Raw genomic sequence first — 26,165 nt, forward strand, 5'->3', positions numbered from 1 at the left:
TCTTTACACCATTGCAAAAATGCGGGCCGGGCCACCTGTGCCCCGGCCGGTTTTGGGTGCACCCACGATCAGTGTCGCACCCGCAGCAGGCACCTGACTCAATCCGGCCAGACACTCGATTCCATAGCGGTTGGTCGGCAACCACGCGTAATGCGTGTCAAAGCTTGCCGACGGGCCATGATCCAGCGACAGCGTGTCCACCGCGATGGCGACGGCCCCGGTCTGTTCGGCCAGCATCTGCGCCGCTTCCACATGGAAGCCGGGGAAGTGCATCACACCATCGCCGTCCGCATTGCGGAACCCGTCACTGCCCAATCTTGCCGCCCAGCCCGAGTCCATCGCCACGCAGGCGCCGTCCGGGATCTCGCCATGGGCGGCAATCCAGGCGCTCAGGTCATCCGGCGTCACCATGGTATCGGGATCGTCCGCCGCCCGCGCCGCAATGTCGATCTTGACCAGCGGGCAGACAAGGTTCTCGACCGGGATCTCATCTACCGATTGCCCGTCCGCCGAAAAATGCAGCGGCGCGTCGACATGGGTGCCGGTGTGCTCGTTCACCGTCAGATTATAGAGGTTAAAGCCATCCTTGGCGAAATCATTGACCTTGTCATAGGAAATGCCGGGCACGCCGAAATAGGTCGGAAAGGTCTCATCGGTGACATGGCTCATGTCCACGACGCTGCCGTGCCCCGCCGCCATTGCCGGCGTTGTCGCCCCCAAGCCCAACACCGCGCCCGCGCTGGCGGCCGCACCCGCTCTGAAAAACGAACGCCGCGACAGCATCCGTTCCTTCACCAACGTCATCACACAAATATCGCACATGGTCTTTCCTCCCTGATGTCCGAAACACCAGCGTCACCCGACTCACCCGCCTCAGTCCAGCGCGCCCATCACCTTTTGGTTGAAACCATAGATCATGCGCCCGCCCGAGATCGGGATCAGATGCACCTCACGCGCCTGCCCCGGCTCAAACCGCACCGCCGTTCCGGCCGCAATGTCCAGCCGTGTGCCCCGCGCCGCATCGCGGTCGAAATCCAGTGCCGGGTTGGCCTCGGCGAAATGATAATGCGATCCCACCTGCACCGGCCTGTCGCCGGTATTGGCGACGCGCAGCGTGATTGCCGCGCGTCCTTCGTTCAGGGTCAGCGTGCCCTTGGCAGGGAACAGCTCACCCGGGATCATCGGCGGTTCCACGCGACCAGCGCGGCCACCCCGATCAGCGCCGCCATCGGCAACAACGTCAGGCCGCCTTCCATGCCATGCGGATGCATGTGCCCGCCCTCATGCGCCAGAGCCGGTGCCGCCGCCAACAGCGCGGATGCGAATGTCAAAACAGTCTTCATCGTGGTCTCCTTTGGTTTCTTCTTTGTAAAAATACCCAAAAATCAACGGATCGGGTCGTGTACCGTCACCAGCTTGGTGCCGTCCGGGAATGTCGCCTCGACCTGCACCTCGTGGATCATCTCGGGCACGCCTTGCATGCATTGCTCACGGGTGATCACCTCGGCCCCCGCCATCATCATGTCGGCGACCGATCGCCCGTCGCGCGCGCCCTCGACCACCGCGTCGGTGATCAGGGCAATGGCCTCGGGGTAATTCAGCTTGACGCCTCGGGCCAGCCGCTTGCGGGCCACCTCGGCGGCCATGGCGACCAGCAGCTTGTCTTTCTCGCGCGGGGTCAGTTGCATGTTGTCAGAGTCTCCACGAAATCGGCAAAGTGTCCCGGCTGAGCCGGTCAAGGACGGGCAGCAGGCTGCGCCGCAGTTCCAGGCTATCAGAGGCCAGCAGGCGCACCACCAACAGATCGGCGCGCATCAGCGACACGCCCCCGGTCTCGGGCATCATGTCCCGCAAGGGCGCAAGCTGCGCCTCGGCGTCGGGCGCGACGTAGACAAGGCTCACCATCGCCCCGGCCCCGCCGCCCAGCGCCGGACGCGCCATCGCGCTTTCAAGATCACCGCGCAGGTCCAGCCCGTCCAGATACAGCGGCGCGCCGTCGCGCCAGACCGCGATCCGGTCAGAGAACACGACGTCCCGCAACCGCTCGCCCATGGCGGTACGGCCAAAGATCACCGGCTCTGCCAACAGCAGTCGCGCGTCGGCAGCCATATCCACCCGCAGGCGGCGGCGCAGCCGTGCGCCCTCAAACAGGATCAGTTCCTGCGGCAACCACTGCAACAGCGATCCGGCCTGCGCCGCCAGCCGGGTTTCGACCCGCGCCACATCGGCGCTGGCGCGGTAGGCGCGTTCAGCGGCCTGTGTGGTCAGCGTCAGGTGTGACCCCGCCCCGGCCACCGCCGCAAGGGACAGGGAATCGCCGCCCGTCAACCCGCCAGAGGTATTGATCACGATGGCCTCGACGGCCCTCTCGCTGCGCGGAAACAGCACCCGAACACAGCCCGACGTCCGCAGTCGGTCAATCGCCGAGCGATCACCACGCGGCTTGGTCGTCAGGTCCAGCGTCCCGCGCGCACGGGGCAGGATGTTCGCCTTTGGCAACGTGGCCGCCTGTTTTTCGCGCATATGCAGTGTCATTGTCCCATCCGCGACCTGTCGCTGGTCATTACCGCCACCACACGTCCGGCAATGCAACACGCCAGGGGGGAAGGTTAACGATCCGCCCGCCTCTTTCGCACAAAAATTCACCTCCAACGTGAGATGTGGATTAAAAATTGAGCAAACCAGATTACCCAACCACCCGAACCCGCGCCGTGATTGACCAGGGGACAACCTGAACCAATGACTCGGGGCGCCCAAGCCGTGCTGCTGTCAAATCGGCAAAATGGGCGTGTGACGACCTGAAAGGTTTGTAGCTCGAACAGGCCGCCACACTGGATGCAACATACTGTTGCGGGGGATGACCTAGACGCCCGGCGATGCCGGGACAAGGGAGGCTCACCCGCGGGGAGACAAGAATGAACCGTTTCACGAAACTGCTGTCCGGTGCCGCCACATTGGCCCTCGTTGCCGGTGGCGCCAGCGCCCAGGATTGCCCGATCAAGGTTGGCGTCCTGCACTCGCTGTCCGGCACCATGGCGATCTCTGAAACCACGCTGAAAGACACCATGTTGATGCTGATCGAACAGCAGAACGCCGCTGGCGGTCTGCTGGGCTGTGAGCTGGAGGCCGTTGTGGTCGACCCGGCCTCTGACTGGCCGCTGTTTGCCGAAAAGGCGCGCGAACTGCTGACCGTGCATGAGGTCGACGTGATGTTCGGCAACTGGACATCCGTGTCGCGCAAATCGGTTCTGCCGGTGATCGAGGAACTGAATGGCCTGCTGTTCTACCCGGTCCAGTACGAGGGCGAAGAATCGTCCAAGAACGTCTTCTACACCGGCGCCGCCCCCAACCAGCAGGCGATCCCGGCGGTCGACTACTTCCTTGAGGAACTGGGCGTCGAGAAATTCGCCCTGCTCGGCACCGACTATGTCTATCCGCGCACAACCAACAACATCCTCGCCAGCTATCTGGCGTCGAAGGGCATCGCCGAAGAAGACATCTTTGTGAACTACACCCCCTTTGGCCATTCCGACTGGGGCACCATCGTTGCCGACGTCGTGGCATTGGGTGAGGACGGCAAGCAGGTCGGCGTGATCAGCACCATCAACGGCGACGCCAACATCGGTTTCTACAAGGAACTGGCCGCCGCTGGCGTGTCCGCCGATGACATCCCCGTCGTCGCCTTCTCTGTCGGCGAAGAGGAACTCTCGGGGCTGGATACCTCCAACCTCGTCGGCCACCTGGCTGCATGGAACTACTTCCAGTCCGCCGAAGGCGAAGCCAATGAGGAATGGATTGCCGCGTGGAAGGCCCGCATGGGCGAAGACCGCGTGACCAACGACCCGATGGAGGCACATTACATCGGCTTCAACATGTGGGTGAACGCGGTCACCGCCGCTGAAACCACCGATGTCGATGCCGTGCGCACCGCCATGTACGGGCAGGAATTCCCGAACCTGACCGGCGGCATGGCCGTCATGCTGCCGAACCACCACCTGTCCAAGCCGGTCCTGATCGGCGAGATCACTGCGGACGGACAGTTCGACATCATCAGCCAGACCGACCCGGTCCCCGGCGACGCCTGGACCGACTTCCTGCCGGAATCGGCTGTGCTCAAGTCGGATTGGAAAGACCTCGGCTGCGGCATGTACAACACCGAGACATCGACCTGCGTACAGATCAAATCAAACTACTGATCGGCTCTGATCGACAGAGCGCCTGCGCGCGCTCTGTCACCGAATGACCATTGGCAGGGCGACACTCGCCCTGCCCGCCCCCTCCTCAACGACAGGCCGATCCATGCTCCGTGCCCTTCTTGCGGCTCTTCTCTTCGCGTGGCTGCCCGCGCCCGGTTTCGCCCAGGACTTGCAGTCCATCCTGCAAGAACATCAGGCGGAAGTTGCCAAGCCTTCTCGTGGGACGGTCGGTCCGGTGCTGGAGGCGCTGTCTGCCTCCGGTCTGCCAGAGGTGCCGCGTTTTCTGGAACGATGGCAGGACAAGAACGTCTATACCCGCGAGGAGGACGGCCTGTTCTTCTACGTCGAACAGACCGGCGACACGGTGACACTGATCGACCTTGGCACAGGTGAACCGGCGCAGACCGCCGTCGACCCCGACGCCCTGAACCAGATCAAACCAAATGGCGGTGTGCGCCGCGCCATCGCCGAGGCGCTGGTGCAGTTCCAACTGTCCGATCCCGACATCACCCGCCGGGCCGGGGCCGTTGACGCCATCGCCCGCGGCCTTGACCCCAGCCAGATCGCGCCGCTTGCCGCCTCGATCGACGGCGAACCGGATGCCGCGCTGAAGCTGCGCAAACAGCGCCTGCTGAACTATCTTGCCGCCCGTTTTGGCACCACGCCAGAGGCGCGCATTGCCGCCATCAGGGCGCTGTCGTCGGACCTCAGCGTCGATGGCCGCGCCGTCCTGTCGCAAGTCCTGACGACAACAACAGAAATCGCGCAAGAGATCCCCGCCTCGGCCAATGTCGCCCGTATCCTCACCCCCGGCACCGACCTGCCAGAGGCAGAAGCCTACGCCATGATCGCCGCCAAGGCGGGTGCGCCCGCGATCATCGACCCGACCCGCATCCGCCCGACGCTGGAAACCCATGTCGAAAACGGCAAGGCCGGTGGCATGCCCGCCGCCCAACTGACCACACCAGAGGCCCGCCTGCGCGCCTACGATGCGCTCGCCGCAGCGGGCAAGGTTCCGCCCCGCGCCACGCCTGAAATCATCGCCGAGACTCTGGCAGGCTGGACCATCTATGACGCATACGACGAGCCGGACGCCACCATCACCGACGCCGCCGAAGTGACCCAGGCGGCGGTGCAAAGCCGGGTGGCCGTGTCGCAGGCTGCCGATCTCGGGCTGGATGCCATCTCGCTCGCGTCGATCTACTTCCTTGCCGCAATCGGCCTTGCCATCACCTTTGGCGTGATGGGCGTGATCAACATGGCGCATGGCGAATTCATCATGATGGGCGCCTATACCGGCTACGTCGTGCAGCTGTTCATCCCCGATTACACGCTGTCGCTGGTCGTCGCCCTGCCGCTGGCCTTTGCGGTGACCTTCGGGGCGGGTGTGGCGATGGAACGGCTGGTGATCCGCTGGCTGTACGACCGCCCGCTGGAAACGCTGCTGGCCACCTTCGGTGTCTCGATTGCACTTCAACAGCTGGCCAAGAACATCTTCGGCACACAGGCCCGCCCGCTGACCTCTCCCGGCTGGCTCGACGGCGCGTGGCAGATCAACGACGTGATCGCCATCAGCTATATCCGCATTGCCATCTTTGTCCTCGCGCTGCTGTTCCTCGGGCTGCTGCTGTTCATCCTCAAACGCACCCGCCTTGGCCTTGAGGTGCGCGCGGTGACACAAAACCCGCGCATGGCCGCCTCGATGGGCATCAACCCCGACCGCATCAAGATGATGACCTTCGGCCTCGGCTCCGGCATCGCCGGCATCGCCGGTGTCGCCATCGGCCTCTACGCCAAGGTCACGTCAGAGATGGGGGCCGACTACATCGTGCAAAGCTTCATGACCGTGGTTGTCGGCGGCGTCGGCAACGTCTGGGGCACGCTTGCGGGTGCCTTCATGATCGGCACGCTGCAAAAGGGCATCGAGTTTTTCAACCCGTCCAACACGCTGGCGGCACAAACCTACATGATCCTCTTCATCATCCTCTTCATCCAGTTCCGCCCCAAGGGCATCGTCGCCCTCAAGGGCCGCGCGGCAGGAGACTGAGACCATGCGGACACTTTTTTGCAGCCATCTCAACGGCGTTCTCGTCGAGCTGTCTTCCAGCCGGTCAAACTCCGGCAGCGGCACAAGACAACCAACGGCAGACCACGTCCCGGCGTCTTCTGGCGAAAAATATCCCGGGGGTGAATTGCCCAAGGGGCAAGAGGGGGCAGCGCCCCCTGCCCACCGACAGGGCGGGCCAACCCGCAATCCGCTTTTGGGAGTCCCGGCATGAACCGCAGTTTTTTCGCAAAAAACCCGTCGATCCTGTGGTTCATCGCCCTCCTCGGCTTGTTCACCCTTGGCGTGACACTGCTGTCAGAGGCAACCGGCACCGGCCTGATCTCGACCAGCTTCGTCAAGACGCTGGGCAAGACCTTGTGCCTGTGTCTTGTCGCCATCGCGATGGACGTGGTCTGGGGCTATTGCGGTATCCTCAGCCTTGGCCACTTCGCCTTTTTCGGCATTGGCGGCTACGCCATCGGCATGTGGCTGATGTACGCCCGGACAGAGGTCATCGTCTCGGCCAGCATGGCCAATCAGGTGATCCCGCCCAGCGCGACCGAGGTCTCTGACGCCATCGCCAGCCAGATCTTCGGCGTGGTCGGCGCGTCCGAACTGCCGACAATCTGGTCCTTTGCCCACTCCCTGCCACTGCAACTTTTGATGGTCGTGCTGATCCCCGGCCTGCTGGCACTGGTCTTTGGCTGGCTGGCGTTCCGCAGCCGGGTGACAGGCGTCTACCTGTCGATCCTGACCCAGGCGATGACACTGGCGCTGTCGCTCTACCTGTTCCAGAACGACAGCGGCCTGCGCGGCAACAACGGCCTGTCCGGCCTGCAAAACATCCCCGGCTTCGAATCCACACCACAAAGCCTTGTCTCCATGGCCTTCTTCTGGGCCTCGGCCCTGGCACTGGCCATCGGCTATATCCTCTTCGCCTTTGTCATCTCCGGCAAGATGGGCAGCGTGATCCGCGCCATCCGCGACAATGAAACCCGCGTGCGCTTCCTGGGCTACCACGTCGAAAGCTACAAGCTGTTCGTCTTCACCCTGACCGCCATCGTGGCCGGCATCGCCGGCGCGCTCTATTACCCGCAGGCAGGCATCATCAACCCGGCGGAAATCGCGCCCATCGCGTCGATCTACCTTGCGGTCTGGGTCGCCATCGGCGGACGCGGACGGCTGTACGGCGCGGTGCTCGGCACGGTCGCTGTCACGCTGGCGTCCAGCTGGTTCACCGGCGGCGGCGCGCCCGACATCAACCTTGGCTTTTACACGATCAAATGGACCGACTGGTGGCTGGTGCTGCTCGGCCTGTCCTTCGTTGCCGTGACCCTGTTCGCCCCCCAAGGCATCGGCGGTCTCGTCGACAAACTGGTGAGGAAAAAAGCATGAGCAAGACGCTCCTCGAACTCTCCGGCGTCTCCGTTTCCTTCGACGGGTTCAAGGCGATCAACAACCTCAGCTTCCAGATCGGAGAGCCGGAGTTGCGCGCCATCATCGGCCCCAACGGCGCGGGCAAGACCACCTTCATGGACATCATCACCGGCAAGACCAAACCCGATGACGGTCATATCCTGTGGGGCGACAAGGGGATCTCACTTCTTGGCCTGTCGGAATCCGCCATCGCCCGTGAGGGGATCGGCCGCAAGTTCCAGAAACCCACGGTGTTCGAGGCCCAGACCGTGCGCGAAAACCTCGCCATGGCGCTGAAAAACCCGCGCGGCCCCTTTGATGTGCTGTTCTACAAAAAGACCTCGGACGGCGCGGCAAGGATCGAGGCCATCGCAGAACAGACCGGCCTGACCGACAGCCTGACCCGTCCGGCGGGGGAGCTGTCGCACGGACAAAAGCAATGGCTGGAGATCGGCATGCTGCTGGCACAGGAACCGCGCCTTTTGCTGGTCGATGAACCCGCCGCCGGCATGACCCCGGCAGAGCGCGAGAAAACCACGCAAATGCTGGTCGAGGCGGCAAAGACCCGCGCCGTCGTTGTGGTCGAACACGACATGGAATTTGTCCGCCGCCTGAACTGCAAGGTCACCGTCCTGAATGAGGGCTCCGTCCTCGCCGAAGGCTCCATCGACCATGTGACCAGCGATCCGCAGGTCATCGAAGTCTATCTGGGGCGCTGACCCATGGGCTTCTTTTCTGCAAAAATACCCACTTCCGCCCGCGCGTCACAGCGCACCCTCCGGACGACAGGGACACCGCCCCCATGCTGAGCCTTTCCGACCTGACCCTCCACTACGGCCACAGCCAGATCCTGCACGGGATCTCGATGCAGGCCAAACCGGGTGCCGTCACCTGCCTGATGGGCACCAATGGTGTGGGCAAGACCTCACTGCTCAAGGCCATTTCCGGCACCCACCCGCGCTCCGGTGGAGAGATGAGCGTCGAGGGCAACGACATGCCCAAAGGCACCTCGGCCCATGCGCTGGCCCGCGCGGGTGTCGGCTATGTCCCGCAGGGGCGCGACATCTTTCCGTTGATGACAGTGAAAGAGAACCTTGAGACCGGCTATGCCTGCATCCCGAAATCTGACTGGCACATCCCGGACGAGATATTTGACCTGTTTCCCATTCTAAAACAGTTCCTGGCTCGACGCGGCGGCGATCTGTCCGGCGGACAACAGCAACAGCTCGCCATCGCCCGCGCGCTGATTGCCAAGCCAAAGCTGCTGCTGCTGGATGAGCCGACAGAGGGCATTCAGCCCAACATCATCAAGCAAATCGGCGAGGTGATCAAATACCTGCGTGAAAAGGGCGACATGGCGATCATCCTTGTCGAGCAGTTCTTTGATTTCGCCTATGACCTTGGCGATCACTTCGTCGCACTCGAACGGGGCCGCGTGATCCATGACGCGACCAAGGCAGACACCCCGCGCGACGTGCTGTTGGACAAGGTCTCGGTCTAAAACCCCTAGCGCAATTCGGGAAAGGCATCGCGGATCGCGCGCGCCTGCGCCGTGCTCAGGTACTCCGGGCGATGCTCCGACAAAATACGCCGCGCCTCGGTCCGGGCGCGGCTCCAGGCATCCTCGGCCCCTGCCTCTTGCCAACTGCGCGGATCGGTGCGGTCGGCCAGACGCGGATAGACATAGTCCCGCTCCATCGCGGCGTGGGTCTGGGCCGAGCCAAGGAAATGCCCCTCGCCCAGCACCGCCTCACGGATCGCGTCATACCCCAGCGTGTCCTCACTGACCTCAACCCCGCGCAGCACGCGATAGACCGCGCCCAGCATCTCGTTGTCCAGCACAAACCCCTCAAAGCTCGCCCCCAACAGGGCCGCTGTCATGCCCGCGCTCTCATAGACCAGATTACCGCCGGCCAGCCCCGCCGCCAGCGCCGTCATGCCCTTTTCCATGCCGTATTGCGCGTCAATCGCCTTGGCGTCGGTCATCGACGCCGCCACGCCGGACGGCAACCCCAGCCAGTTTGACAGTTGCGCCGAGGCCGCGTTCAGCAGCGCCACTTCTCCGCCGCCGCCGGAAAACGCGCCGGTGCGCAGGTCGACCACCAAGGGCCAGTTGGAAAACACCATCGGGTGTCCGGGGCGGATGGCGTGTACCATGACCAGACTGGCCAGGGTTTCCGCCAGCGACTGCGCCAGGAACCCCGCCAAAGGGGCCGGGGCGGTCGCCCCCGATTGCGCGGCGGTGATGCAGGACATCGGGATATTGTGCGCGATGCAGGCATAGACCACGTCCACCGCGTCCGCCCCGTAGCGCATGGGCGAAATCACCGGACTGATATGCGCCTTGACAAAGGGCCGCGCGGCAAAGGCCCCCTCACGCCCCAGCGCCATATCCATCATCGCCACGATGGGCGCGACACTGTCAGCGACGGTAAAGGCCGTTGCCACCGGCTTTGTCGTATGCGCCAGCAGCGCAAAGGCGGTGTTCAGGTCCAGTTCCCGCTCTCCCGGCACATCCGTCGCGATGCAACAACGGGTGAACCAACTGACGTTTTCCAGCGCATCCTGCAACCGGGTGAAATCGCGCAGATCCTGCAAGGTCGCGGAACGGTATCGCGCGCTGTCCATGTCCAGCACCTGCACCGCCGCGCCGCCGGTGCCGAAATGCACCCGGTCGCCGCCCACCTCGATGTCGCGCGCCGGATCGCGCCCGTACAAGGGAAAGCGTTTCGCCGCCCCGTCCACGGCTGCCTCGACCAGCGCCCCGGGGATCAAAATCCGATCACCACGCGCCTCTGCCCCGGCGGCCAGCAGGTCGTCCCGTAGTCGGGCTGGCACCTCGCCCATGCCCAGATCCGCCAGCAGGCGCTTGGCCGTGCGGTAGATCGCCCACAGATCCGCATCCGTCAGCGGCGTGTACTGCCCGCCCCGCTGCCCCGGCGGTGCCGGGTTCACCGGCCCCGCTGCCCGCGCCAGATACCGCGCACCCCGCCCGCCCAGCCGACGCCCGCCCCGCCCCCCAAGAAGAGGCCTCTGATCCTGATCCAAATCCATATCCGCCACTACGCACCGCACAGGCAAACCTGACAAGCGGCCCGACACATCTGCACTCATCCGAAATCGCAGTTTTCAGAATAGCAAAGCCGCAAGGAACCCCTTGCCCGAAACCGCAAAATCACCGCCGATATCGTCAATCCACGGAGGTTCCCATGAAGACGACCACACGCGCTGTCGTGATCGGTGGCGGCATCGCAGGCTGCTCCACGCTCTACCACCTGACCCAAGAGGGCTGGACCGATGTCATGCTGCTCGAACGGGATGAGTTGACGTCCGGCACCACATGGCACTCCGCCGCGCAGGTGACGAACTTTGGCATGACGCAGACCATGGTCGGCCTCAAAAGCCACTCCATCGCGCTGTACAAGGAACTGGCCGAAGACCCCGACTACCCCATCACCTACCATCACGCCGACGGCGGCATCCGCCTTGCCAATTCAGAGGCGCATATGGACGGCTACCGTCACTTCACCTCGATGGCGCGCGGCATGGGGGTCGAGTTCGAGGTCCTCGACGCCGCCGAATGCGCCCGCCGCCACCCGCTGATTTCCACCGACAACCTGATCGGCGGCCTCTGGGATCCGCTCGACGGTGACATCGACCCGGCGCAGCTGTGCCAGGCGCTGGCCCGCCGCGCCCGCAAGGCAGGGGCCGAAGTCCACCGCGACACCCCCGTCACCGCCCTGCGGCAACTGCCCGATGACACATGGATCGTCACCACGCCAAAGGGTGAGATCCACACAGAGGTGGTCATCAACGCCTGCGGCTACCGCGTGAATGAGGTCGGTGCCATGATGGGCGTGCATCACCCGGTCATGTCGATGGAACACCAGTATTTCGTCACCGAAGAGATCCCCGCCATCCGCGACTCGGACCACCGGATGCCGCTGCTGCGCTGCCCGATCTCGGACTACTACAGCCGTCAGGAAAAGAACGGCCTGCTGGTCGGCTTCTACGAACAGGACTGCAAGACATGGGGCATGGACGGCATCGACCCCAACTTTGTCAACGCGCTCTGCCCCGATGATCTGGACCGGGTGATGGACGTGCTAGAGGGCGCGTTCGAACGGATGCCCGCCCTGACAGAGGTCGGCATCACCACCGTCGTCAACGGCCCCATCACCTATACCATCGACGGCGCGCCGCTGGTCGGCCCTATTCCGGGCAAGCGCAACGCCTATTGCATCATCGGGTTGCGCGCCGGTCTGGGTGAGGGCGGCGGCCACGGCTGGCTGCTGGCGCAACAGATCGTGCATGGTGAGGCGCAATACGACACATGGGTCATCGACCCGCGCCGCTACACCGGCCACACCAACGTCGAACTCTGCGCCCGCTACGCGATCCAGGACTATCAAAACGAATTCCGCTTTCACTTTCCCAACGAACACCGCCCGGCGGGTCGCATGGCCAAGACAACGCCGCTGACCCCGATCCTGCAAACCGAAGGCGCGCATTTCGGGCCTGTGAATGGCTGGGAACGAGCGGAATTCTTTGCCCCCGATGGCCTGACCGTGACCCCAAGCTATCGCTTTGACGAGGCACACGCGCTGATCGGCGAAGAGGTGAACGCCGTCCACACCGCCGTCGGCCTCTGTGAAGTCAACGGCTTCAACCGGCTGGAGATCACCGGCACTGACCGCCACGCCTTTCTCGACCGCCTCTGCTGTGGCCGTGTCACCAAAAAGGACGGCCGCGTCGGCCTTGGCTACCTGCTGAACGACCACGGCATGGTCAAGGCAGAGGCGACCTTCGCCAACCTGCCCGCCTCTGACCGGGGGCCTGCGCGGGTCTGGTACGGCTCTGCCGCCGCCTCGGAATTCCACGACATGGATTGGCTCATGGCGCACAAGCGCGCCGAAGAGGACGTGCAGATCCGCAGCCTGACCAATGATCAGACCATCCTCGTGCTGGCTGGCCCCAAGGCCCGCGACGTGCTGTCCCAAGTCTCACGCGGCGACTGGTCGGCGCAGGGCTTCCCGTGGCTGTCGGCCCGCGAATGTTTCATCGGCTTCGCCCCGGCAACCGTCCTTGCGGTCAGCTTTTCGGGTGAGCTGGCCTATGAAATCCACGTCCCCAACGCCTCCCTCTACGCCGCCTACAGTGCCCTGCGTGAGGCGGGCGACAAACACGGGTTGCGCCTGTTTGGCAGCCACGCGGTCGAATCCATGCGGCTGGAAAAAGGCTTCCTGCACTGGAAGGCCGACTTGCTGACCGAATTCACGCCCTTCGAGACCGGGCTGGACCGCTTTATCAAACTCGACAAGGAGTTCATCGGCAAAGAGGCGCTGCTGAAGCGGCAGGCCGATGGCCCGCGCCAATGCCTCGTCACTCTCAGCCACGACGCGCCTGACCGCCGTGCCGCGCCGGGGGCGTCGATGATGGTCGGCGACAAGGTGGTCGGCACCGTCACCTCTGGGGCCTACGGCTTTCGCACCGGGCTGAACCTTGCACTGGGCTTTGTCGATCCAGCTATGGCGACACCGGGCACAAGGCTGGAACTGGACCTGCTGGGCGACCGTTTCGCCGCCGAAGTGATCGACCCCAGCCCCTATGACCCGCAAATGACCCTGCCACGGGGATAACGCGCCCCGAACCGGATCAGGCTCCGGCCCCGGACCTGATCCGGGGCCTCCTGCCTGTTTGACCACCCGGCCAGCGCCTGCCCCTTTGCGGGTCCCTCACCGAATGGGGGGCGTCCAAAACCGGCGCAAAACGGCTGCCATCACCGCGCAGCGTCGATCTGGTCCGCAGAGCTGGCGCCTATCTCAACCGGGCGGCCTTGCCGGGATGAGGACTCGATCGCCTCGATGAGTTGGTGAGAAATCAGCGCTCCTCGTCCGGTCACCATCGGCGCGCGGCCGACGCGCAGCGCATCAACGAACTCTTGGATGACCGCCTGATGCCATTCATGGTTGTTATGAGATGCCGTGCCTTCATGCGCGTCTGTCACGGCTTTTCCTTCGACGCTGGAACGCCCGTCGCGCCAGCTCACTTCAAGAGCGTTCTTGTCTATCCGCAAACTTGCGTTTTCAAAGTGAAGCCGGATGACCTCGGTTCTGTGGGGATAGCAAGCCGTACTGGCCACAAAGGAACCCGCAGCCCCGCAGGAAAACTTCAATCCGGCGACAGCAAGGTCTTCTGCTTCCATCCGGTGCAACGGCGTGGTGGCGGTCATCGCCTGAACACGTGCCACAGGGCCGGTCAGGCTGAGCGCAAGATCAATGGAATGAATGGCGTTGGTCATCATCACCCCGCCGCCATCGCGCGCATAGGTGCCTCGGCCCAGCTCATCGTAATAGGACTGATCGCGCCATAGCGGGACCGCGATCTCGACATGGCCAAGTTTCCCAAGCGCGCCACTCGCAACATGACGGGCCGCCGCGACGGATGACGCGCGCATCCGATGTTGAAACACCATCCCCAGCGTCACACCTGTCCGTTCACAGATCTCAACGACACCAACCGCCTCTTCCAAGGTGCGCGCGACAGGCTTTTCCAACAGGATATGTGTGCCGGCGCGTGCCAGTTCAGCGATCACCTCATGGCGCACGCTTGGCGGTGTGGCGACAATTGCAAATTGGATCGCCGGATCAGCGGCAACTGCCGCGAGGTCTGCGGTAAACTCGGGGGGCGCGCCGTCCCAAAGCGCAGCAAGATACCCCGCACGTTCGGGCCTGCGCGCAACAACCGCCTTTAACTGCACGTCCTCTTTCGCCGCGGACAAGGCCGCGACCTGGGTCTTTGCAATCATGCCCGCTCCGATGAGCGCAACGCCGACCCGCCCCTGCGGAATTGATTTCGCCATGCTTGTTAATCCCGTTTCCTTGTTCGAAAGCCGTTTTCCAAATGGTAAAGCCAAACCTGACTAGCTGCGGCGACCGTTGGATACCATAGGTGACCTGCCCTTCGCGCGGGCCGCAGCTTCGGACCGGCAGGTCGCGGAGCGGAGAATGCTTACCAATCGGGCGCACATGCCACGACGCGCGGCCACAAGCACATCAGATGACGGGTCCAAGGACGGCCATCATACCACTCCAACACAGAGGCGCTGCACCTCGTAAATCCTAACAAATGATGAAAACGTCTCTGTAACCCCTTGATTTCGCATGGGGCCGACGGTGTCCACGCGTGGACACCCCCGCACACCCCCTTGCCACACAGCCCCGATCCGGTCACAAATCACCCAAACCCCGGACACTCAGGAGGCCCCCATGGCCCGCTACGCCCTCGGCAAGACCGACCTCGAAGTCACAGACCTCTGCTTCGGCGCCTCCGCCCTCGGCGACATGCCGGACACCTATGGCTATTCCGTCTCCGAGGACCGCGCCCACGCCACCGTCAACGCCATCTTCGACGGGCCAGTGAACTTCCTCGACACCTCCAGAAACTACGGCTTTGGCCGGTCAGAGGAACGCATCGGTCAGGTCATCAAGGACCGCGGCGGACTGCCCGACGGCTTTGTCCTGTCGACCAAACTGGACCGCGACATGGACAGCCGCCGCTTTGACGCCGCCCGCGTGCGCCAATCCATCGAGGAAAGCCTGACCGCGCTCAACCTCGACAGCATCCCCCTGCTCCACCTGCATGACCCCGAACACGCCCGCGACCTGAACGAGATCACCGGCGACGGCGGCGCGCTGGATGAATTGTTCAAGCTCAAGGAAGAGGGCATCGCACAGGCCGTCGGCCTCGCCATGGGGCGGCTCGACGTGATGGACCCGATCCTGCGCGCCTACCCGTTCGATGCGCTGATCTCGCACAACCGCTTTACCCTGCTGAACCGGTCTGCGGATGCAATGTTCGACTACGCCTATGACCAGGGCATCGCCATCCTCAACGCAGCCCCCTTTGCCGGCGGCGTGCTGGCCAAGGGCAGCGCCGCCATGCCCCGCGTCACCTACCAGGTGGCCGACGATGCGGCCCTCGCCCCCGTACGCGCCATCGAAGACATCTGCGCCCGCCACAACGTGCCGACCGGCGTCGCCGCGCTGCAATTCTCGCTGCGCGATCCCCGCATCACCTCGACCGTGATCGGCGTCTCCAGCCCGGAACGGGTGCAAAAGACGATGGACTGGGCCGCGATGAAACTGCCTGCCGCGCTATGGGATGACCTGATGGCCCTGCCCTTCGCCGATACAGACCCAGAGGCCAACCGCGACTACAAACCCGGCTGACGCGGCTCTCCGCAACCCTCCCAAAGACCCCCCAAACGCCCTGCGCCTGACCGAATCCCACCGCCTTCACAGACCGTCACACCGAAAGGTCGGCACCCCCCTCACCGGTGAAAGGACAGGCCAAGCCGGAAAAGCCCCTCCAATCCGGGCGCGAGGTCAGGACTCCGGGCCTGATCCCGGCCATCGAAGCGCAGTCAAATTGACAACGCCCGCCCCGGAGGCAAATCTGGCCGCAACCATAATCCGATAGGGACCCCTGCTATGAAACTCATGACCATGACCGCGCTCGCCTGCGGGTTTGCCGGCGCTGCCTTTGCCCAGAACGACTGCGCCACAGGCAAGACCCTGACAGAGGGCACATTCACCGTCGCCACCGGCAACCCGGCGTTCTTTCCCTGGGTGCTGGACGACGCCCCCGAAAGCGGCAAGGGCTTCGAGTCCGCCGTTGCCTATGCCGTCGCCGCCGAAATGGGCTTTGACCCGGATCAGGTGACATGGGTGCGCACCTCGTTCGATCAGTCGATCCAGCCCGGCGCCAAGGATTTCGACGTCAACCTGCAACAATTCTCCATCACCCCCGAACGTGCTCAGGTCGTTGATTTTTCGGCCCCCTACTACAGCTCGGCCATGGCCGTCCTGACGACCAAGGCTGTGGTCGACGGCGGGGCCAATGCCACAGTCACCAGCCTCAAGTCCCTGCTTTGGGGCGCGGATGCCAACACCACCGCCGTCCCCATGCTGATGGATCTGATCGACCCCGACAAACAGCCAATGATGTACGGCGACAACGTCGACGTGACCGCCGCGATGCAAGCGGGCCAGATTGATGCCGCGCTGTTTGACCTGCCCACCGCGCTCTACCTGTCGGCGGTGGTGGTCAACGACGGCGTGGTGCTGGGCCAGTTCCCACCAGAACGCAGCGAAAACCCCGATCAGTTCGGCATGCTGCTCGAAAAAGACAACCCCCTCACGGCCTGCGTCAACGCCGCACTGACCACGCTCACGGAGACGGGCAAACTGGCAGAGATCGAGGCCGAATGGCTACAGGCCACAACCGGCGTCCCGGTCATCGAATAGACCACTCGGGGCAGGCCCCGCGCCGCGCCCCGGCTTCTTCTGTCTGAAAATATCCCGGGGGAGTCCCGCAGGGGCGGGGGCAGCGCCCCCTTCCCCCCGGTGCGAAATCGTCTTACAGGCCGTTCCATGCCCAGCCGTCGCCAGATCTTCGAAGCGCGCCAGCGCCGTCGTGCCAACCTGATTGCCGCCGGATCGACCGGCGCGGTCCTGCTTGCATTGATTGTCCTTGTGCCGCTGGCCCCCGGCTGGGAGGCCGTACAGCGCAGCTTTTTCAACGGCGCGGTCTTTGCCAAGACCTTTCCGGGCCTGCTGAACGCCTTCCTGATGGACATCGCGATCTTTGCCTGGTGCGCCCCGATCATCGCGGCGCTGGGTCTGGCCGTCGCGGTGGCGCGCGATCTGCGCACCCCGGCGCTCTACCCGGTCAAGCTGCTGGCGATTATCTATACGGACGTGTTCCGGGGCTTGCCGGTGATCCTTGTGATCTACCTGATCGGCTTTGGCATCCCCGGTCTGGGCCTGCCGCGCCCGTGGAATTCCCCCTATATCTGGGGTTCTCTGGCGCTGGTGCTGGTCTATGCCGCCTATGTGGCAGAGGTCATCCGTTCGGGCATCGAATCCATCCACGACAGCCAGCGCGCCGCCGCCCTGTCGCTGGGGCTGTCGTCCTCCGATGCGATGCGTTTCGTGATCCTGCCGCAGGCGATCCGCCGCGTCGTGCCCGCCAACATGAACCTGTTCATCGCGCTGCAAAAGGACGTGGCGCTGCTGTCCTTCATCGGCCCGGTCGAGATTTTTCGTCAGGCGGGCGTCTACAAATCGCTGCTGGCGAATTTCACACCCTATGTCGGCGCGGCGCTGGTGTTTCTTGCGATCACCATTCCCGCCACCCGCTACGCCGACCACCTGATGAACCGCCAGCGCAAGGCCCGCAGCTGATGCCCACACTTGTCCTGAACAACGTGCAGAAAAGCTTTGGCACCAACCCGGTGCTGCAAGGCATCGACCTGACCGTCACCGGCGGTCAGATGATCTGCCTGATCGGCGCGTCCGGGTCGGGCAAATCCACCCTCCTGCGCTGCATGAACCTGCTGGAGCCGATCGACGACGGCACCATCACGCTGGACGGTGTCGATATTTCCGAACCCGGTTACGACCCGCAGCCGGTGCGCCAACGCATCGGCATGGTGTTCCAGAGCTATAACTTGTTTCCGCACATGACCGCGCTGGACAACGCCCTGCTGGCCCCCCGCCGTGTCCACGGCACCAGCCGCACAGAGCTGGAACCCAAGGTGGCAGAGTTGTTCGCGCGGTTTGGTCTTGCCGACCGGATGCACCACTACCCCGACCAGCTGTCCGGCGGCCAGCAACAGCGCGTGGCCATCGTGCGCGCGCTGGCGATGAAACCGCAGATCATGCTGTTCGATGAGATCACCTCGGCCCTCGATCCCGAACTGGTGGGTGAGGTGCTGGACGTGCTGCGCCAGTTGCGCACCGAAGGTATGACCATGGTTCTGGCCACCCATGAGATGGGGTTCGCCCGAGAGCTGGCCGACACGGTTTGCTTTCTGGATCGGGGTCGGATTCTCGAATCCGGGTCGCCGGAACAGCTCTTTGGCACCCCCGAACAAGAGCGCACGCGCGCCTTCCTGTCCCGCGTGCTCTAGGCGCAACCGGGCCGAATCCCGATTCATGTAAGACAAATGCCGGATTTTCCCTGACTTTTCCGAAGGTCGGGTTTTCCTTCGTTGACGGAACGCCCTCTTTCGAAGGAACATGAAAGCAACTTGTTAAAGTTCATTTTTATCCAAAGGGGACCCGCCGTGCGTATGTCTGTTCTACTGGCAACTCTGATCGCCTCGCTGGGGCTGTCGGCCACCGCGCCGACACCGGTGCGCGCGCAGGACTTTGTCGGGTTCGACCGCACGAGCTTTGGCAGCGTTGTGCTCAGCCGCAACCAGTCCGCCGGTGGCGGCAGCGACATCACCCTTGAACTGGCGGTTGGCGACTACAACAACGAACCAATCCTGAACTATTCCGAAAACAGCGTGTTTTCAAAACTGGGTCTGGCGGTTGGCCGGTTGGACATCCTGACCGACACCGGCGTCTATCCCTGCACCGCCTTTATCGTCGACAAGAAGCACATCCTGACCAACCACCATTGCGTGCCCGGCATTCTGGAGAATGAACGCGCCGGCGCCACGCGCATCGACTCCGTGTTGTTCGTGGCGGGCTACCGCCAGCCCGGCGTGGATGCAGGCACACGCCGCTTTACCGTTGTGCCGACACCCGTCGAAACCTCCAAGGAACTGGATTATTCCGTGTTGGAGGTGATCGGCGATCCCTCAGCCGAATTCGGGATGCTTGATCTGGCCGCGATCACGCCGCAGGACAACGATCCCTACTGGGTGATCGGCCATCCCATGGGGGAGGCGCAGCGCATCAGCCGCGAAAAATGCCGTGCCAACGCGCCCGCCCTGTCGAACAAGCAGTTGCTGCACACCTGTGACACCCTGCCGGGCAACTCCGGCTCACCGGTGATTGACGCCTCATTGCAAAAGGTGGTGGGCCTGCACCATGCCGGGTCCAACCGCGACGCGGTGAACTATGCCATTCCGATGGGCGATATCCTGGCCCAGTCCAAGGTGCTCAAGGCCGCATTTGTGCCTGGTGCCGTGGACCCGACGCCGCCAACAACGCCGCCTGTGCCCGACCCCGTGGACACCGGCGAAACCGCGCCGCCCCCGCCGCCGGACGCAAAGGACGAAACCGCAGTCAAACTGTGCGATGCGCTGTATGACGAGGCCAAGGAATTTTCCGAGTGTTTCGCCTATGAGGCCTACCTTCAGGTCTGCGGCGACCACCCCTATTCGATCCTGGCCAAGTCCTATGTGGCGCGCCTGTGCACCGCTCCCGACCCGATCGACATCACACCGCCCCCGCCGCCGCCCGAAGAGGTTGTCGACACGACGCCGCTGCTGTGGTGGTGCAAGTCCAGCGGCCTGAACGCGACAGAGCGCACGATCTGCGGCGATCGCTACCTTGCCGGACTGGATGAGGAAATGGAGCGCGCGTACAAATCACCCGCCCGCGCCGTGACCTCGACCCAGCAGGCCGCGTGGCGCACTGGAACCCGTGACCGCTGTGGCGCGGATGCCGACTGTATCTCACGGGTGGTGATCGACCGGATCACCTATCTCAAGACCCCTGAAAAGGTCGTGACCCCGCCGCCGCCGGTCCAGACGCATACGATGTATGTCACAGGCACCGACCACCTTAACGTCCGTTCCGGTCCGGGCACGCACAATGGCGTCATCAACCGGATTGATTTCGGTGACAAGGTGACCGTGCTGGGCGAAAACGACGGCTGGAACAATGTCCGCCTGTCGAACGGCCAGAACGGCTGGGTGTCGAACCGCTATCTGGCCTCGGACAAGCCGAGGGATCGGCCCGTCGCCCAGTGCACCGCCACGGTGGTGAACCTGAATCGCTATTCCAGCCATACCCGCAACAACGGGACCGGCTTTCTGAACATCCGGTCGCAGGCCAGCACCCGTGGCCGGATCCTCTCCGAGACTTATCTCGGCGACACTGTTCAAGTGCTGAACCAAAGCGGCAACTGGGCCCAGATCCGTTGCCTGTCGGGACAGTGCAAGAACCCGTTCCGGGGCTCCGGCGGTGCGACTGGCTGGGCCTCGAAAAAGTACCTTTCCATCCGGTGCCGTTAATCAGAATTCCACCCAAGCCCTCTTTCAACAGGAGACTTATGTCATGCAACCCAACAACCTGATGAAGGTGAGCGTCATCGCCCTGGCGACCGCCTTCGCCCTGCCCGCTGTGGCGCAGGATCAGACCTTGCTGGTTGATCCAGAAGATCTGAACTATCAGCTTCCTGCCGACGCAACCGATTATGAAAAATCCGCCTATGGCGTCTTGCAGAAATATTGCTCGGACTGCCACCAGCAAGGTGTGCTGGGCGATGGACTGACCAAACCAAAGGCCGGTTTTGGTCACGTTCTGGACATGCGCCGCCTGGCCAATGACCCGAAATTCGTGGCGGTCGGCGACCCGGAAAAGTCCAAACTGTACCAGGTGATCACCGGCGGCGCGCCCGCCATGCCGGACAACTGCTGGGATCCCAGCTGTGTGCCGACCGAGGCAGAGCTGCAACAGCTTCAGGACTGGATCGTCGCGCTGGGTGACTCCGCACCCGAACCGCGGACCTACATCTCGTTGGCCGATATGTACGCCATGGCCCATGCCGATCTGCAGGCCCAGCCCACCAACCGCCGTGACCGCATCCGCTATATCTCGATGCGGCCGATGTGGAACGATCTCGACGTCACCGACGAGAACTATGAGGGCTATCTGGCGGCCACCGTCAAACTGCTGAACGCGCTCAGCTGGAACGCGAATGTCTACAAGTTCGAAAAGGTCGATCCGCACGGTATCCTGCTGCGTGTCTTCCTGCCCGATCTGGACTGGACGCATGAAACCTGGGGGTATCTCGAATCGCAGTACCCCTACGCCATGGAAAGCGACACCGACCCCTATCTTGGGACGCTGCAACACTTGTCGGGCTCCATGACTCCGGTGATCCGGGCCGACTGGTTCACCGCGACCGCCTCTGTCAGCCCGCTGTACTATGACATGCTGGGCCTGCCCGACACGGTGCAGGGCCTGGAGGCCAAGCTGGGCATGAACATGAGCCGGAACATCCTGAACGAGCAGGTCATCCGCGCCGGTTTTCAGGATTCGGGTGTGTCATCGCACAACCGTCTGATCGAACGCCACCCGCTGGGCACCGGCTTCTTCTGGACGTCGTATGACTTTGCCGGATCGAAAGGGCGTCAGAGCTTTTTCGAATATCCGCTGGGTCCGATTGACGCCTACGGCCCCGATCTTGCCTTTGAGCATGACGGTGGTGAGTCGATCTTTACCCTGCCCAACGGCTTTCACGCCTATTACCTCAACACCGCCGACGGTGCGCGTCTGGACGTGGGTCCGACCTCCATCGTGCGTGACACGGATTACCCGGACGGTACGGGTGAGGTTGTGAACGGCATCTCGTGCATCTCGTGCCACTCCAAAGGCATGCGCTTCAACGACGATTCTGTGCGTGAGGTTGCGCTGAACAACCTGTCTCTGCCCGCCTCGGCGCGTCAGACCATCGACGCGATCTATCCGGGCAAGGATGTCGTCAATGAGTACTTCCAGCGCGATTCCGACGCCTTCCTGAACACCCTCGCCAGCGCGGGCATCGAGCCGACCATCAAGGCGGCCGGGCTGGAGCCGGTGCGGGGCCTGTTTGTCTATCACGTCGATTACTTCGTCGACTTTGATCAGGCCGCCAACGAACTGGGTCTGACCTCGGACATGCTGCGCAGCCGGATGGCCTTTGCCGGACACGACATGGCCGGCCTGCTGACCCGTCTGGATATCTCGCCGATTGCGCGGGATGAATGGACTGCCGCCTACCCGGTCCTGCTGGACAAGCTGACCGACTACCGTCCCTACAAGACCGACCATGTGGTGACTGCGGACCTGAGCTATTCGGTCAAGCAGATCGTCAAGGACACCGACTACGCTCCGGTGAAAAAGGTCAAGGTGGTCAAGCCTGTCGAATACAAGCCTGGCGATCCCGGCTATGTGCCGCCCGCCGACGACTATAAGCCCGGCGACCCCGGTTACGTCCCGCCGACCGCCGACTACAAGCCTGGTGACCCCGGCTACGTCCCGCCCGAAAAGGACTATGTGGTAAAAAAGGACGACGACTACAAACCGACGGGCACCGACTATGTCGTGAAAGGCGACGAACCGATCAAGACCCACGACGACGCCAGGAAATACGGCGGCGACTATGACCCGGTCCAGCACTCGGTCGCGGCGCAAAGCCACCTGACCGTCTACACCAACCAGACAGCCTACAAGGTCGGTGACGAACTTCAGGTCTTTATCGAACCCCGCCACGACTGCCGTCTGACGCTGATCTCGATCGACGACGATCATGACAGCTGCGTTCTCTTCCCCTTCCCGGGTCTGGACGACATCGTGATCCCGGGCGGCACCCAGTATGTCTTCCCGCCGAAAGGGGCGCTGCGCACCTCCGAGCCGGGGCTGGAAACCATCCTGGCCATCTGCAACGGCGGTCAGGCAGCCATCGACAAGGTGACCCGCGATACGTCCAAGGTGTCCTGCTCTGTCGGCCACAAGGCCGTCTCCAAGGATCACTACGAGGGGATCGTGAACGAAACCCTGGTGCTGGATCTCAACGCAGGCGCCAAGGACGCCAAGAAGACCGACAGCGGCGTCGACTACCGCGCCGTGTCCAAACACAACCCCGACGTGACCAAGGCCCAGATCTCGGTCGTGGTCCGGGAATACTGAGGAGATGAGAGCGATGCGAAAGCTGATCCTGAGCGTCGCTCTCTGCCTTGGCCTGCCCCCCGTGGCAGGCCATGCGCAGAGCGGCGAAATCTTTATCCCCGGCACCGATCCGCTGGTGGAAATCAAACCGCAGCCACAGAGCCAGATGGCCGGCTGCCTGCTGAACCCAAACGCCGCCAACTGTTCGGGCATCGACATCGACCCGGACGGTATCGCACTGGAAAGCGCCGGGCCGTCGGTTACGTTTGAAACCCTTGTGCTGGATCTCGACACCAAGAAGGTCGTTGTCAGCAAGGTGCCACCACCAGAACCACCCAAATACGACGCACCCGAACCGCCCAAGACCGGCAAGGTCGCGCTGCCTTCTGTCGCTGTCACCATCGAATTCGACTATGACAGCGACCGCGTTCGGGGCGACCAGCGCGGCAAGATCGACAGCCTGATCGCCGCCCTGAACGATCCCGCCCTTCAAGGCACCTCTTACGCCGTGATCGGCCACACCGATGCCGTCGGGTCGGAAGGCTATAACTGCGATCTCAGCCTGCGCCGCGCGGCCTCTGTCACCCGCCTGATCGAAGGCGCCTACCTGAGCGTACCGCTCTATCCGGTCGGCTGGGGCGAGTATGTGCTGAAGAACGAGTACGATCCCCGCGCGGCCGAAAACCGTCGCGTGACCTTCCTGCGGCTGCCCAATACGCCGGGTGCCGTTCTGCAAACCGCAAGCACGCTCTGTCGCTACTGACACCCGCGCACTTGCAGTGCTCTCGGCCCTCGCCCATCCCGGCGGGGGTCTTTTTTTCGGCCTGCGTCCACTGGCTTGGAAACGAAGGCACCACATGGCAACCGCAGCAAGACCATCCCGATAACGCTTGCCAGATCTTCGCTTGCATCGCTAACCTGAGCGCAGCGAATTGGAAACCGCAGGGCACCGCCTTGCAGGCAGGGAACCCGTTTGACATGGATGCCGACGACGATGTGGTGCCTCATTCGGTTTTACCGCTCAGCAAATTCCTAACCTACCGTCTTGCCAAGGTGCAGGCCAAACTCAGCGCGCAGGCCACGCGGATCTTGCGGGCCCATGCCGGGATCACCATCACGCAATGGCGCATTATCGCCGTGCTCGGCGATACCGGGCGTTGCACCTCCGCCCAATTGTCGCGGCTGACCGACATGGACAAGGGCCTGATCAGCCGCAGCGTCAAATCTTTGGCTGCGGAGAGGATGATCACCGTCACCCGCGACACGTCCGACAACCGCGCGCTGCATCTGGACCTGACCGCCAAGGGGCGCGCGACCTTTGAACACACCATACCGCGCATGCGCTCGCGTCAGATGGGCCTGCGGGCATGTCTCGATGAAGCGGAATTTGATGCGTTGATGCGGGCCTGCGAAAAACTGGAAAAGGCAGCAGAAGATCCCGCGATCTAGGTCAGGTTTCGCAGTGACCTGGACGGCGGGTCAGCCTATACCCGCGCCGACAGGGCGGCCCACGGGGAAGAAGATGGCGCAGGATGACCAGAGACTCAGTATCGGATCGGCTGAACTGCTTTTGCCGGCCGATCACCATCTGCCGCGCATCATGCGGCAGCATCCCCAATACGATTATCTCTACTGGAACCTGATCCGCGTCCTTCTGGCGGACAATGCGATTGCCGATGGCCCGCTGATCGACATTGGCGCCAACGTTGGCGACACGATCGGTCATTTTCGCCGCTTCTCCAACGGTTCGGTCTGGGGGATCGAACCGCACGCGGGCTATTTCGACTATCTCGAACGCAACATGGCGCAATTCTCGGATGTGCGCCTCAGCCATGCCATTGTTGCCCCGGACGCGGCACGGGATCGCGTGCGCTTGTCGATCAATCACGGCACTGGTGGCTCATCGCTGGAGCCCGACGCCGGAGAGGTCTTTGCCGGTGCCCGCGTCTCTCCGCAACAGATCGCCGAGGCCCTGACATCGGACACCGTCCTGAAATCCGACACGGACGGTTTTGACGGTCACATCATCTCTGTCGTGGCCGAGTATATGGCCCAACGCAAGGTCCGACCCGCCATCGTCGCCTTTGAGGGGCCCACCCGCAGACAAACCGAACAGGGAGAGACGCAGCGCCACCGCCACGCGCTGGACCTGATGCTGGACACCCACCGCAATGCCCTGCTTTCCGGGCCGATGATGTGCCCCTATCTGGATTTCATCTGCGTTGCGCCGGGGCTGGGCGCGAATGCGCTGTTTTACCCGCCCCGCGTGGAAAAGGCCCTGTGGCAGGGCATCCCCCAACCCGAGGGTCACACCGCTACAAAGTGATCCGCGCGCACTCCTGCCGCGCACTGTCGGCGATGGCATGGATAACCCGCTCAAACCCCAAGGCGTCCTGCATCGACGGATAGGCCTGCACCCCGTCGCGGATCGCGGCCAGCAGCTCTGCCGCCTCGATGGTCTTGAGATCGCCAAACCCCAGCTGATGGCCCGGTGCCGGAACAAAGGCCCCGAATGGCGGATGGTCCGTATCCGTCCGCTGTCGCCGCTCTGACGAGCGGAACCCTCGGCTGATAGTGTCCACCATCGATAGTGGACATCTTGAGGCACTCCATGGCGGGCAAAAAGGGTCAGAAGAAGCGGTTCTGGGCTGACGAAGAGAAGCGGTTGATCTGTGCGCAGGCTTTGGCACCGGGCGTGTCTGTCGCGCAGGTTGCACGTCGCTATTCAATGAACGCCAACCTGATTTTCAAATGGTTGAAGGACCCTCGCTTTTCCCCTGCCACGGGTGAAACGCCTGATGTGCAGAAAGGCGGCAGTGTTTTTCTGCCGGT

The 26,165-nt window shown here is 63.2% G+C and carries 24 protein-coding genes; 16 read left to right on the forward strand and 8 right to left on the reverse strand.

Annotated elements, in window-relative coordinates; genetic code table 11:
• Nucleotides 1–3: 3 nt before the first annotated feature.
• From CHB90_RS08180 to CHB90_RS08195, 5 genes are read right to left on the reverse strand one after another with little or no spacing between them, the layout of a single operon-like run.
• Entirely contained in the window at nucleotides 4–822 is an 819-nt protein-coding gene (locus CHB90_RS08180) for a cyclase family protein (protein WP_089277369.1), read from the reverse strand.
• A 51-nt stretch (nucleotides 823–873) separates the two neighbouring features.
• Nucleotides 874–1,182, reverse strand: coding sequence for an urease subunit beta (locus CHB90_RS08185; protein WP_089277370.1), 309 nt, complete (start codon nucleotides 1,180–1,182; stop codon nucleotides 874–876).
• On the reverse strand, nucleotides 1,179–1,343 hold the full coding sequence (locus CHB90_RS26115; protein WP_141135823.1) for a peptidase M23: 165 nt from the start codon (nucleotides 1,341–1,343) through the stop codon (nucleotides 1,179–1,181). The genes CHB90_RS08185 and CHB90_RS26115 overlap by 4 nt, the downstream gene beginning before the upstream one ends.
• Nucleotides 1,344–1,385: 42 nt before the next feature.
• On the reverse strand, nucleotides 1,386–1,688 hold the full coding sequence (locus CHB90_RS08190; protein WP_089277371.1) for an urease subunit gamma: 303 nt from the start codon (nucleotides 1,686–1,688) through the stop codon (nucleotides 1,386–1,388).
• Nucleotides 1,689–1,692: 4 nt separating this feature from the next.
• Nucleotides 1,693–2,535: an urease accessory protein UreD gene (locus CHB90_RS08195; RefSeq protein WP_245823198.1), complete on the reverse strand. Its 843-nt coding sequence runs from the start codon at nucleotides 2,533–2,535 to the stop codon at nucleotides 1,693–1,695.
• A gap of 380 nt (nucleotides 2,536–2,915) precedes the next feature.
• Between CHB90_RS08195 and urtA the strand changes: the two genes are divergently transcribed.
• From urtA to urtE, 5 genes are all read left to right on the forward strand, one after another.
• Nucleotides 2,916–4,196 (forward strand): urea ABC transporter substrate-binding protein, encoded by a 1,281-nt coding sequence (gene urtA, locus CHB90_RS08200; RefSeq protein ID WP_089277373.1) that lies wholly within the window; start codon nucleotides 2,916–2,918, stop codon nucleotides 4,194–4,196.
• Between the two features lie 103 nt (nucleotides 4,197–4,299).
• Nucleotides 4,300–6,243, forward strand: a complete 1,944-nt coding sequence (gene urtB, locus CHB90_RS08205) for an urea ABC transporter permease subunit UrtB (RefSeq protein WP_089277374.1) — start codon at nucleotides 4,300–4,302, stop codon at nucleotides 6,241–6,243.
• A 228-nt stretch (nucleotides 6,244–6,471) separates the two neighbouring features.
• A complete protein-coding gene (urtC, locus tag CHB90_RS08210; RefSeq protein ID WP_089277375.1) occupies nucleotides 6,472–7,638 on the forward strand; it encodes an urea ABC transporter permease subunit UrtC in 1,167 nt (388 codons plus the stop codon).
• A complete protein-coding gene (urtD, locus tag CHB90_RS08215) occupies nucleotides 7,635–8,378 on the forward strand; it encodes an urea ABC transporter ATP-binding protein UrtD (RefSeq protein ID WP_089277376.1) in 744 nt (247 codons plus the stop codon). Before urtC ends, urtD begins: the two co-directional genes overlap by 4 nt.
• An 83-nt stretch (nucleotides 8,379–8,461) precedes the next feature.
• The gene (gene urtE, locus CHB90_RS08220; RefSeq protein WP_089277377.1) at nucleotides 8,462–9,160 is read left to right on the forward strand and encodes an urea ABC transporter ATP-binding subunit UrtE; all 699 of its coding nucleotides are present in this window, start codon (nucleotides 8,462–8,464) and stop codon (nucleotides 9,158–9,160) included.
• A 5-nt stretch (nucleotides 9,161–9,165) separates the two neighbouring features.
• Here urtE and CHB90_RS08225 read toward each other — a convergent pair whose 3' ends face one another.
• Entirely contained in the window at nucleotides 9,166–10,713 is a 1,548-nt protein-coding gene (locus tag CHB90_RS08225) for a trimethylamine methyltransferase family protein (RefSeq protein ID WP_089277378.1), read from the reverse strand.
• A gap of 155 nt (nucleotides 10,714–10,868) precedes the next feature.
• Here CHB90_RS08225 and CHB90_RS08230 point away from each other — a divergent pair, with 155 nt between their 5' ends.
• Entirely contained in the window at nucleotides 10,869–13,298 is a 2,430-nt protein-coding gene (locus tag CHB90_RS08230; protein WP_089277379.1) for an FAD-dependent oxidoreductase, read from the forward strand.
• A 140-nt stretch (nucleotides 13,299–13,438) separates the two neighbouring features.
• On the opposite strand, the gene CHB90_RS08235 is transcribed toward CHB90_RS08230, so the two are convergent.
• On the reverse strand, nucleotides 13,439–14,521 hold the full coding sequence (locus CHB90_RS08235; RefSeq protein WP_089277380.1) for a Gfo/Idh/MocA family protein: 1,083 nt from the start codon (nucleotides 14,519–14,521) through the stop codon (nucleotides 13,439–13,441).
• A gap of 406 nt (nucleotides 14,522–14,927) precedes the next feature.
• On the opposite strand from CHB90_RS08235, the gene CHB90_RS08240 reads away from it, so the two are divergent.
• The 9 genes from CHB90_RS08240 to CHB90_RS08280 all read left to right on the forward strand — a co-directional run bounded on the left by CHB90_RS08240 (nucleotide 14,928) and on the right by CHB90_RS08280 (nucleotide 25,659).
• On the forward strand, nucleotides 14,928–15,890 hold the full coding sequence (locus tag CHB90_RS08240) for an aldo/keto reductase (protein ID WP_089277381.1): 963 nt from the start codon (nucleotides 14,928–14,930) through the stop codon (nucleotides 15,888–15,890).
• 261 nt (nucleotides 15,891–16,151) lie between these two features.
• Nucleotides 16,152–16,967: an ABC transporter substrate-binding protein gene (locus CHB90_RS08245; protein WP_089277382.1), complete on the forward strand. Its 816-nt coding sequence runs from the start codon at nucleotides 16,152–16,154 to the stop codon at nucleotides 16,965–16,967.
• Nucleotides 16,968–17,093: 126 nt separating this feature from the next.
• Entirely contained in the window at nucleotides 17,094–17,906 is an 813-nt protein-coding gene (locus CHB90_RS08250; RefSeq protein WP_089277383.1) for an amino acid ABC transporter permease, read from the forward strand.
• Nucleotides 17,906–18,634, forward strand: coding sequence for an amino acid ABC transporter ATP-binding protein (locus tag CHB90_RS08255; protein WP_089277384.1), 729 nt, complete (start codon nucleotides 17,906–17,908; stop codon nucleotides 18,632–18,634). Before CHB90_RS08250 ends, CHB90_RS08255 begins: the two co-directional genes overlap by 1 nt.
• 162 nt (nucleotides 18,635–18,796) lie before the next feature.
• A complete protein-coding gene (locus CHB90_RS08260) occupies nucleotides 18,797–20,695 on the forward strand; it encodes an SH3 domain-containing protein (RefSeq protein ID WP_089277385.1) in 1,899 nt (632 codons plus the stop codon).
• 43 nt (nucleotides 20,696–20,738) lie between these two features.
• Entirely contained in the window at nucleotides 20,739–23,354 is a 2,616-nt protein-coding gene (locus CHB90_RS08265; RefSeq protein ID WP_089277386.1) for a DUF4384 domain-containing protein, read from the forward strand.
• 13 nt (nucleotides 23,355–23,367) lie between these two features.
• Nucleotides 23,368–24,096, forward strand: coding sequence for an OmpA family protein (locus tag CHB90_RS08270; RefSeq protein ID WP_170941009.1), 729 nt, complete (start codon nucleotides 23,368–23,370; stop codon nucleotides 24,094–24,096).
• A gap of 215 nt (nucleotides 24,097–24,311) precedes the next feature.
• The gene (locus tag CHB90_RS08275) at nucleotides 24,312–24,782 is read left to right on the forward strand and encodes a MarR family winged helix-turn-helix transcriptional regulator (protein ID WP_141135825.1); all 471 of its coding nucleotides are present in this window, start codon (nucleotides 24,312–24,314) and stop codon (nucleotides 24,780–24,782) included.
• Nucleotides 24,783–24,855: 73 nt separating this feature from the next.
• On the forward strand, nucleotides 24,856–25,659 hold the full coding sequence (locus CHB90_RS08280; RefSeq protein ID WP_089277389.1) for an FkbM family methyltransferase: 804 nt from the start codon (nucleotides 24,856–24,858) through the stop codon (nucleotides 25,657–25,659).
• Here the strand turns inward: CHB90_RS08280 and CHB90_RS08285 are convergent.
• Nucleotides 25,649–25,918, reverse strand: a complete 270-nt coding sequence (locus CHB90_RS08285; protein ID WP_245823199.1) for a hypothetical protein — start codon at nucleotides 25,916–25,918, stop codon at nucleotides 25,649–25,651. The genes CHB90_RS08280 and CHB90_RS08285 overlap by 11 nt on opposite strands.
• 26 nt (nucleotides 25,919–25,944) lie before the next feature.
• Here CHB90_RS08285 and CHB90_RS08290 point away from each other — a divergent pair.
• Nucleotides 25,945–26,165 (forward strand): transposase (locus CHB90_RS08290; RefSeq protein ID WP_141135826.1); only part of this gene is annotated, 221 nt, incomplete at its 3' end.

It is taken from the genome of Antarctobacter heliothermus, from assembly GCF_900188425.1.
GTDB lineage: Bacteria > Pseudomonadota > Alphaproteobacteria > Rhodobacterales > Rhodobacteraceae > Antarctobacter > Antarctobacter heliothermus.

Bases quoted from the DNA above. Each gene is read 5' to 3' on its own strand.
- CHB90_RS08180 (WP_089277369.1), bottom strand. From the start codon at position 822: ATGTGCGATATTTGTGTGATGACGTTGGTGAAGGAACGGATGCTGTCG.
- CHB90_RS08185 (WP_089277370.1), bottom strand. From the start codon at position 1,182: ATGATCCCGGGTGAGCTGTTCCCTGCCAAGGGCACGCTGACCCTGAAC.
- CHB90_RS26115 (WP_141135823.1), bottom strand. From the start codon at position 1,343: ATGAAGACTGTTTTGACATTCGCATCCGCGCTGTTGGCGGCGGCACCG.
- CHB90_RS08190 (WP_089277371.1), bottom strand. From the start codon at position 1,688: ATGCAACTGACCCCGCGCGAGAAAGACAAGCTGCTGGTCGCCATGGCC.
- CHB90_RS08195 (WP_245823198.1), bottom strand. From the start codon at position 2,535: ATGACACTGCATATGCGCGAAAAACAGGCGGCCACGTTGCCAAAGGCG.
- urtA (WP_089277373.1), top strand. From the start codon at position 2,916: ATGAACCGTTTCACGAAACTGCTGTCCGGTGCCGCCACATTGGCCCTC.
- urtB (WP_089277374.1), top strand. From the start codon at position 4,300: ATGCTCCGTGCCCTTCTTGCGGCTCTTCTCTTCGCGTGGCTGCCCGCG.
- urtC (WP_089277375.1), top strand. From the start codon at position 6,472: ATGAACCGCAGTTTTTTCGCAAAAAACCCGTCGATCCTGTGGTTCATC.
- urtD (WP_089277376.1), top strand. From the start codon at position 7,635: ATGAGCAAGACGCTCCTCGAACTCTCCGGCGTCTCCGTTTCCTTCGAC.
- urtE (WP_089277377.1), top strand. From the start codon at position 8,462: ATGCTGAGCCTTTCCGACCTGACCCTCCACTACGGCCACAGCCAGATC.
- CHB90_RS08225 (WP_089277378.1), bottom strand. From the start codon at position 10,713: ATGGATTTGGATCAGGATCAGAGGCCTCTTCTTGGGGGGCGGGGCGGG.
- CHB90_RS08230 (WP_089277379.1), top strand. From the start codon at position 10,869: ATGAAGACGACCACACGCGCTGTCGTGATCGGTGGCGGCATCGCAGGC.
- CHB90_RS08235 (WP_089277380.1), bottom strand. From the start codon at position 14,521: ATGGCGAAATCAATTCCGCAGGGGCGGGTCGGCGTTGCGCTCATCGGA.
- CHB90_RS08240 (WP_089277381.1), top strand. From the start codon at position 14,928: ATGGCCCGCTACGCCCTCGGCAAGACCGACCTCGAAGTCACAGACCTC.
- CHB90_RS08245 (WP_089277382.1), top strand. From the start codon at position 16,152: ATGAAACTCATGACCATGACCGCGCTCGCCTGCGGGTTTGCCGGCGCT.
- CHB90_RS08250 (WP_089277383.1), top strand. From the start codon at position 17,094: ATGCCCAGCCGTCGCCAGATCTTCGAAGCGCGCCAGCGCCGTCGTGCC.
- CHB90_RS08255 (WP_089277384.1), top strand. From the start codon at position 17,906: ATGCCCACACTTGTCCTGAACAACGTGCAGAAAAGCTTTGGCACCAAC.
- CHB90_RS08260 (WP_089277385.1), top strand. From the start codon at position 18,797: ATGTCTGTTCTACTGGCAACTCTGATCGCCTCGCTGGGGCTGTCGGCC.
- CHB90_RS08265 (WP_089277386.1), top strand. From the start codon at position 20,739: ATGCAACCCAACAACCTGATGAAGGTGAGCGTCATCGCCCTGGCGACC.
- CHB90_RS08270 (WP_170941009.1), top strand. From the start codon at position 23,368: ATGCGAAAGCTGATCCTGAGCGTCGCTCTCTGCCTTGGCCTGCCCCCC.
- CHB90_RS08275 (WP_141135825.1), top strand. From the start codon at position 24,312: ATGGATGCCGACGACGATGTGGTGCCTCATTCGGTTTTACCGCTCAGC.
- CHB90_RS08280 (WP_089277389.1), top strand. From the start codon at position 24,856: ATGGCGCAGGATGACCAGAGACTCAGTATCGGATCGGCTGAACTGCTT.
- CHB90_RS08285 (WP_245823199.1), bottom strand. From the start codon at position 25,918: ATGGTGGACACTATCAGCCGAGGGTTCCGCTCGTCAGAGCGGCGACAG.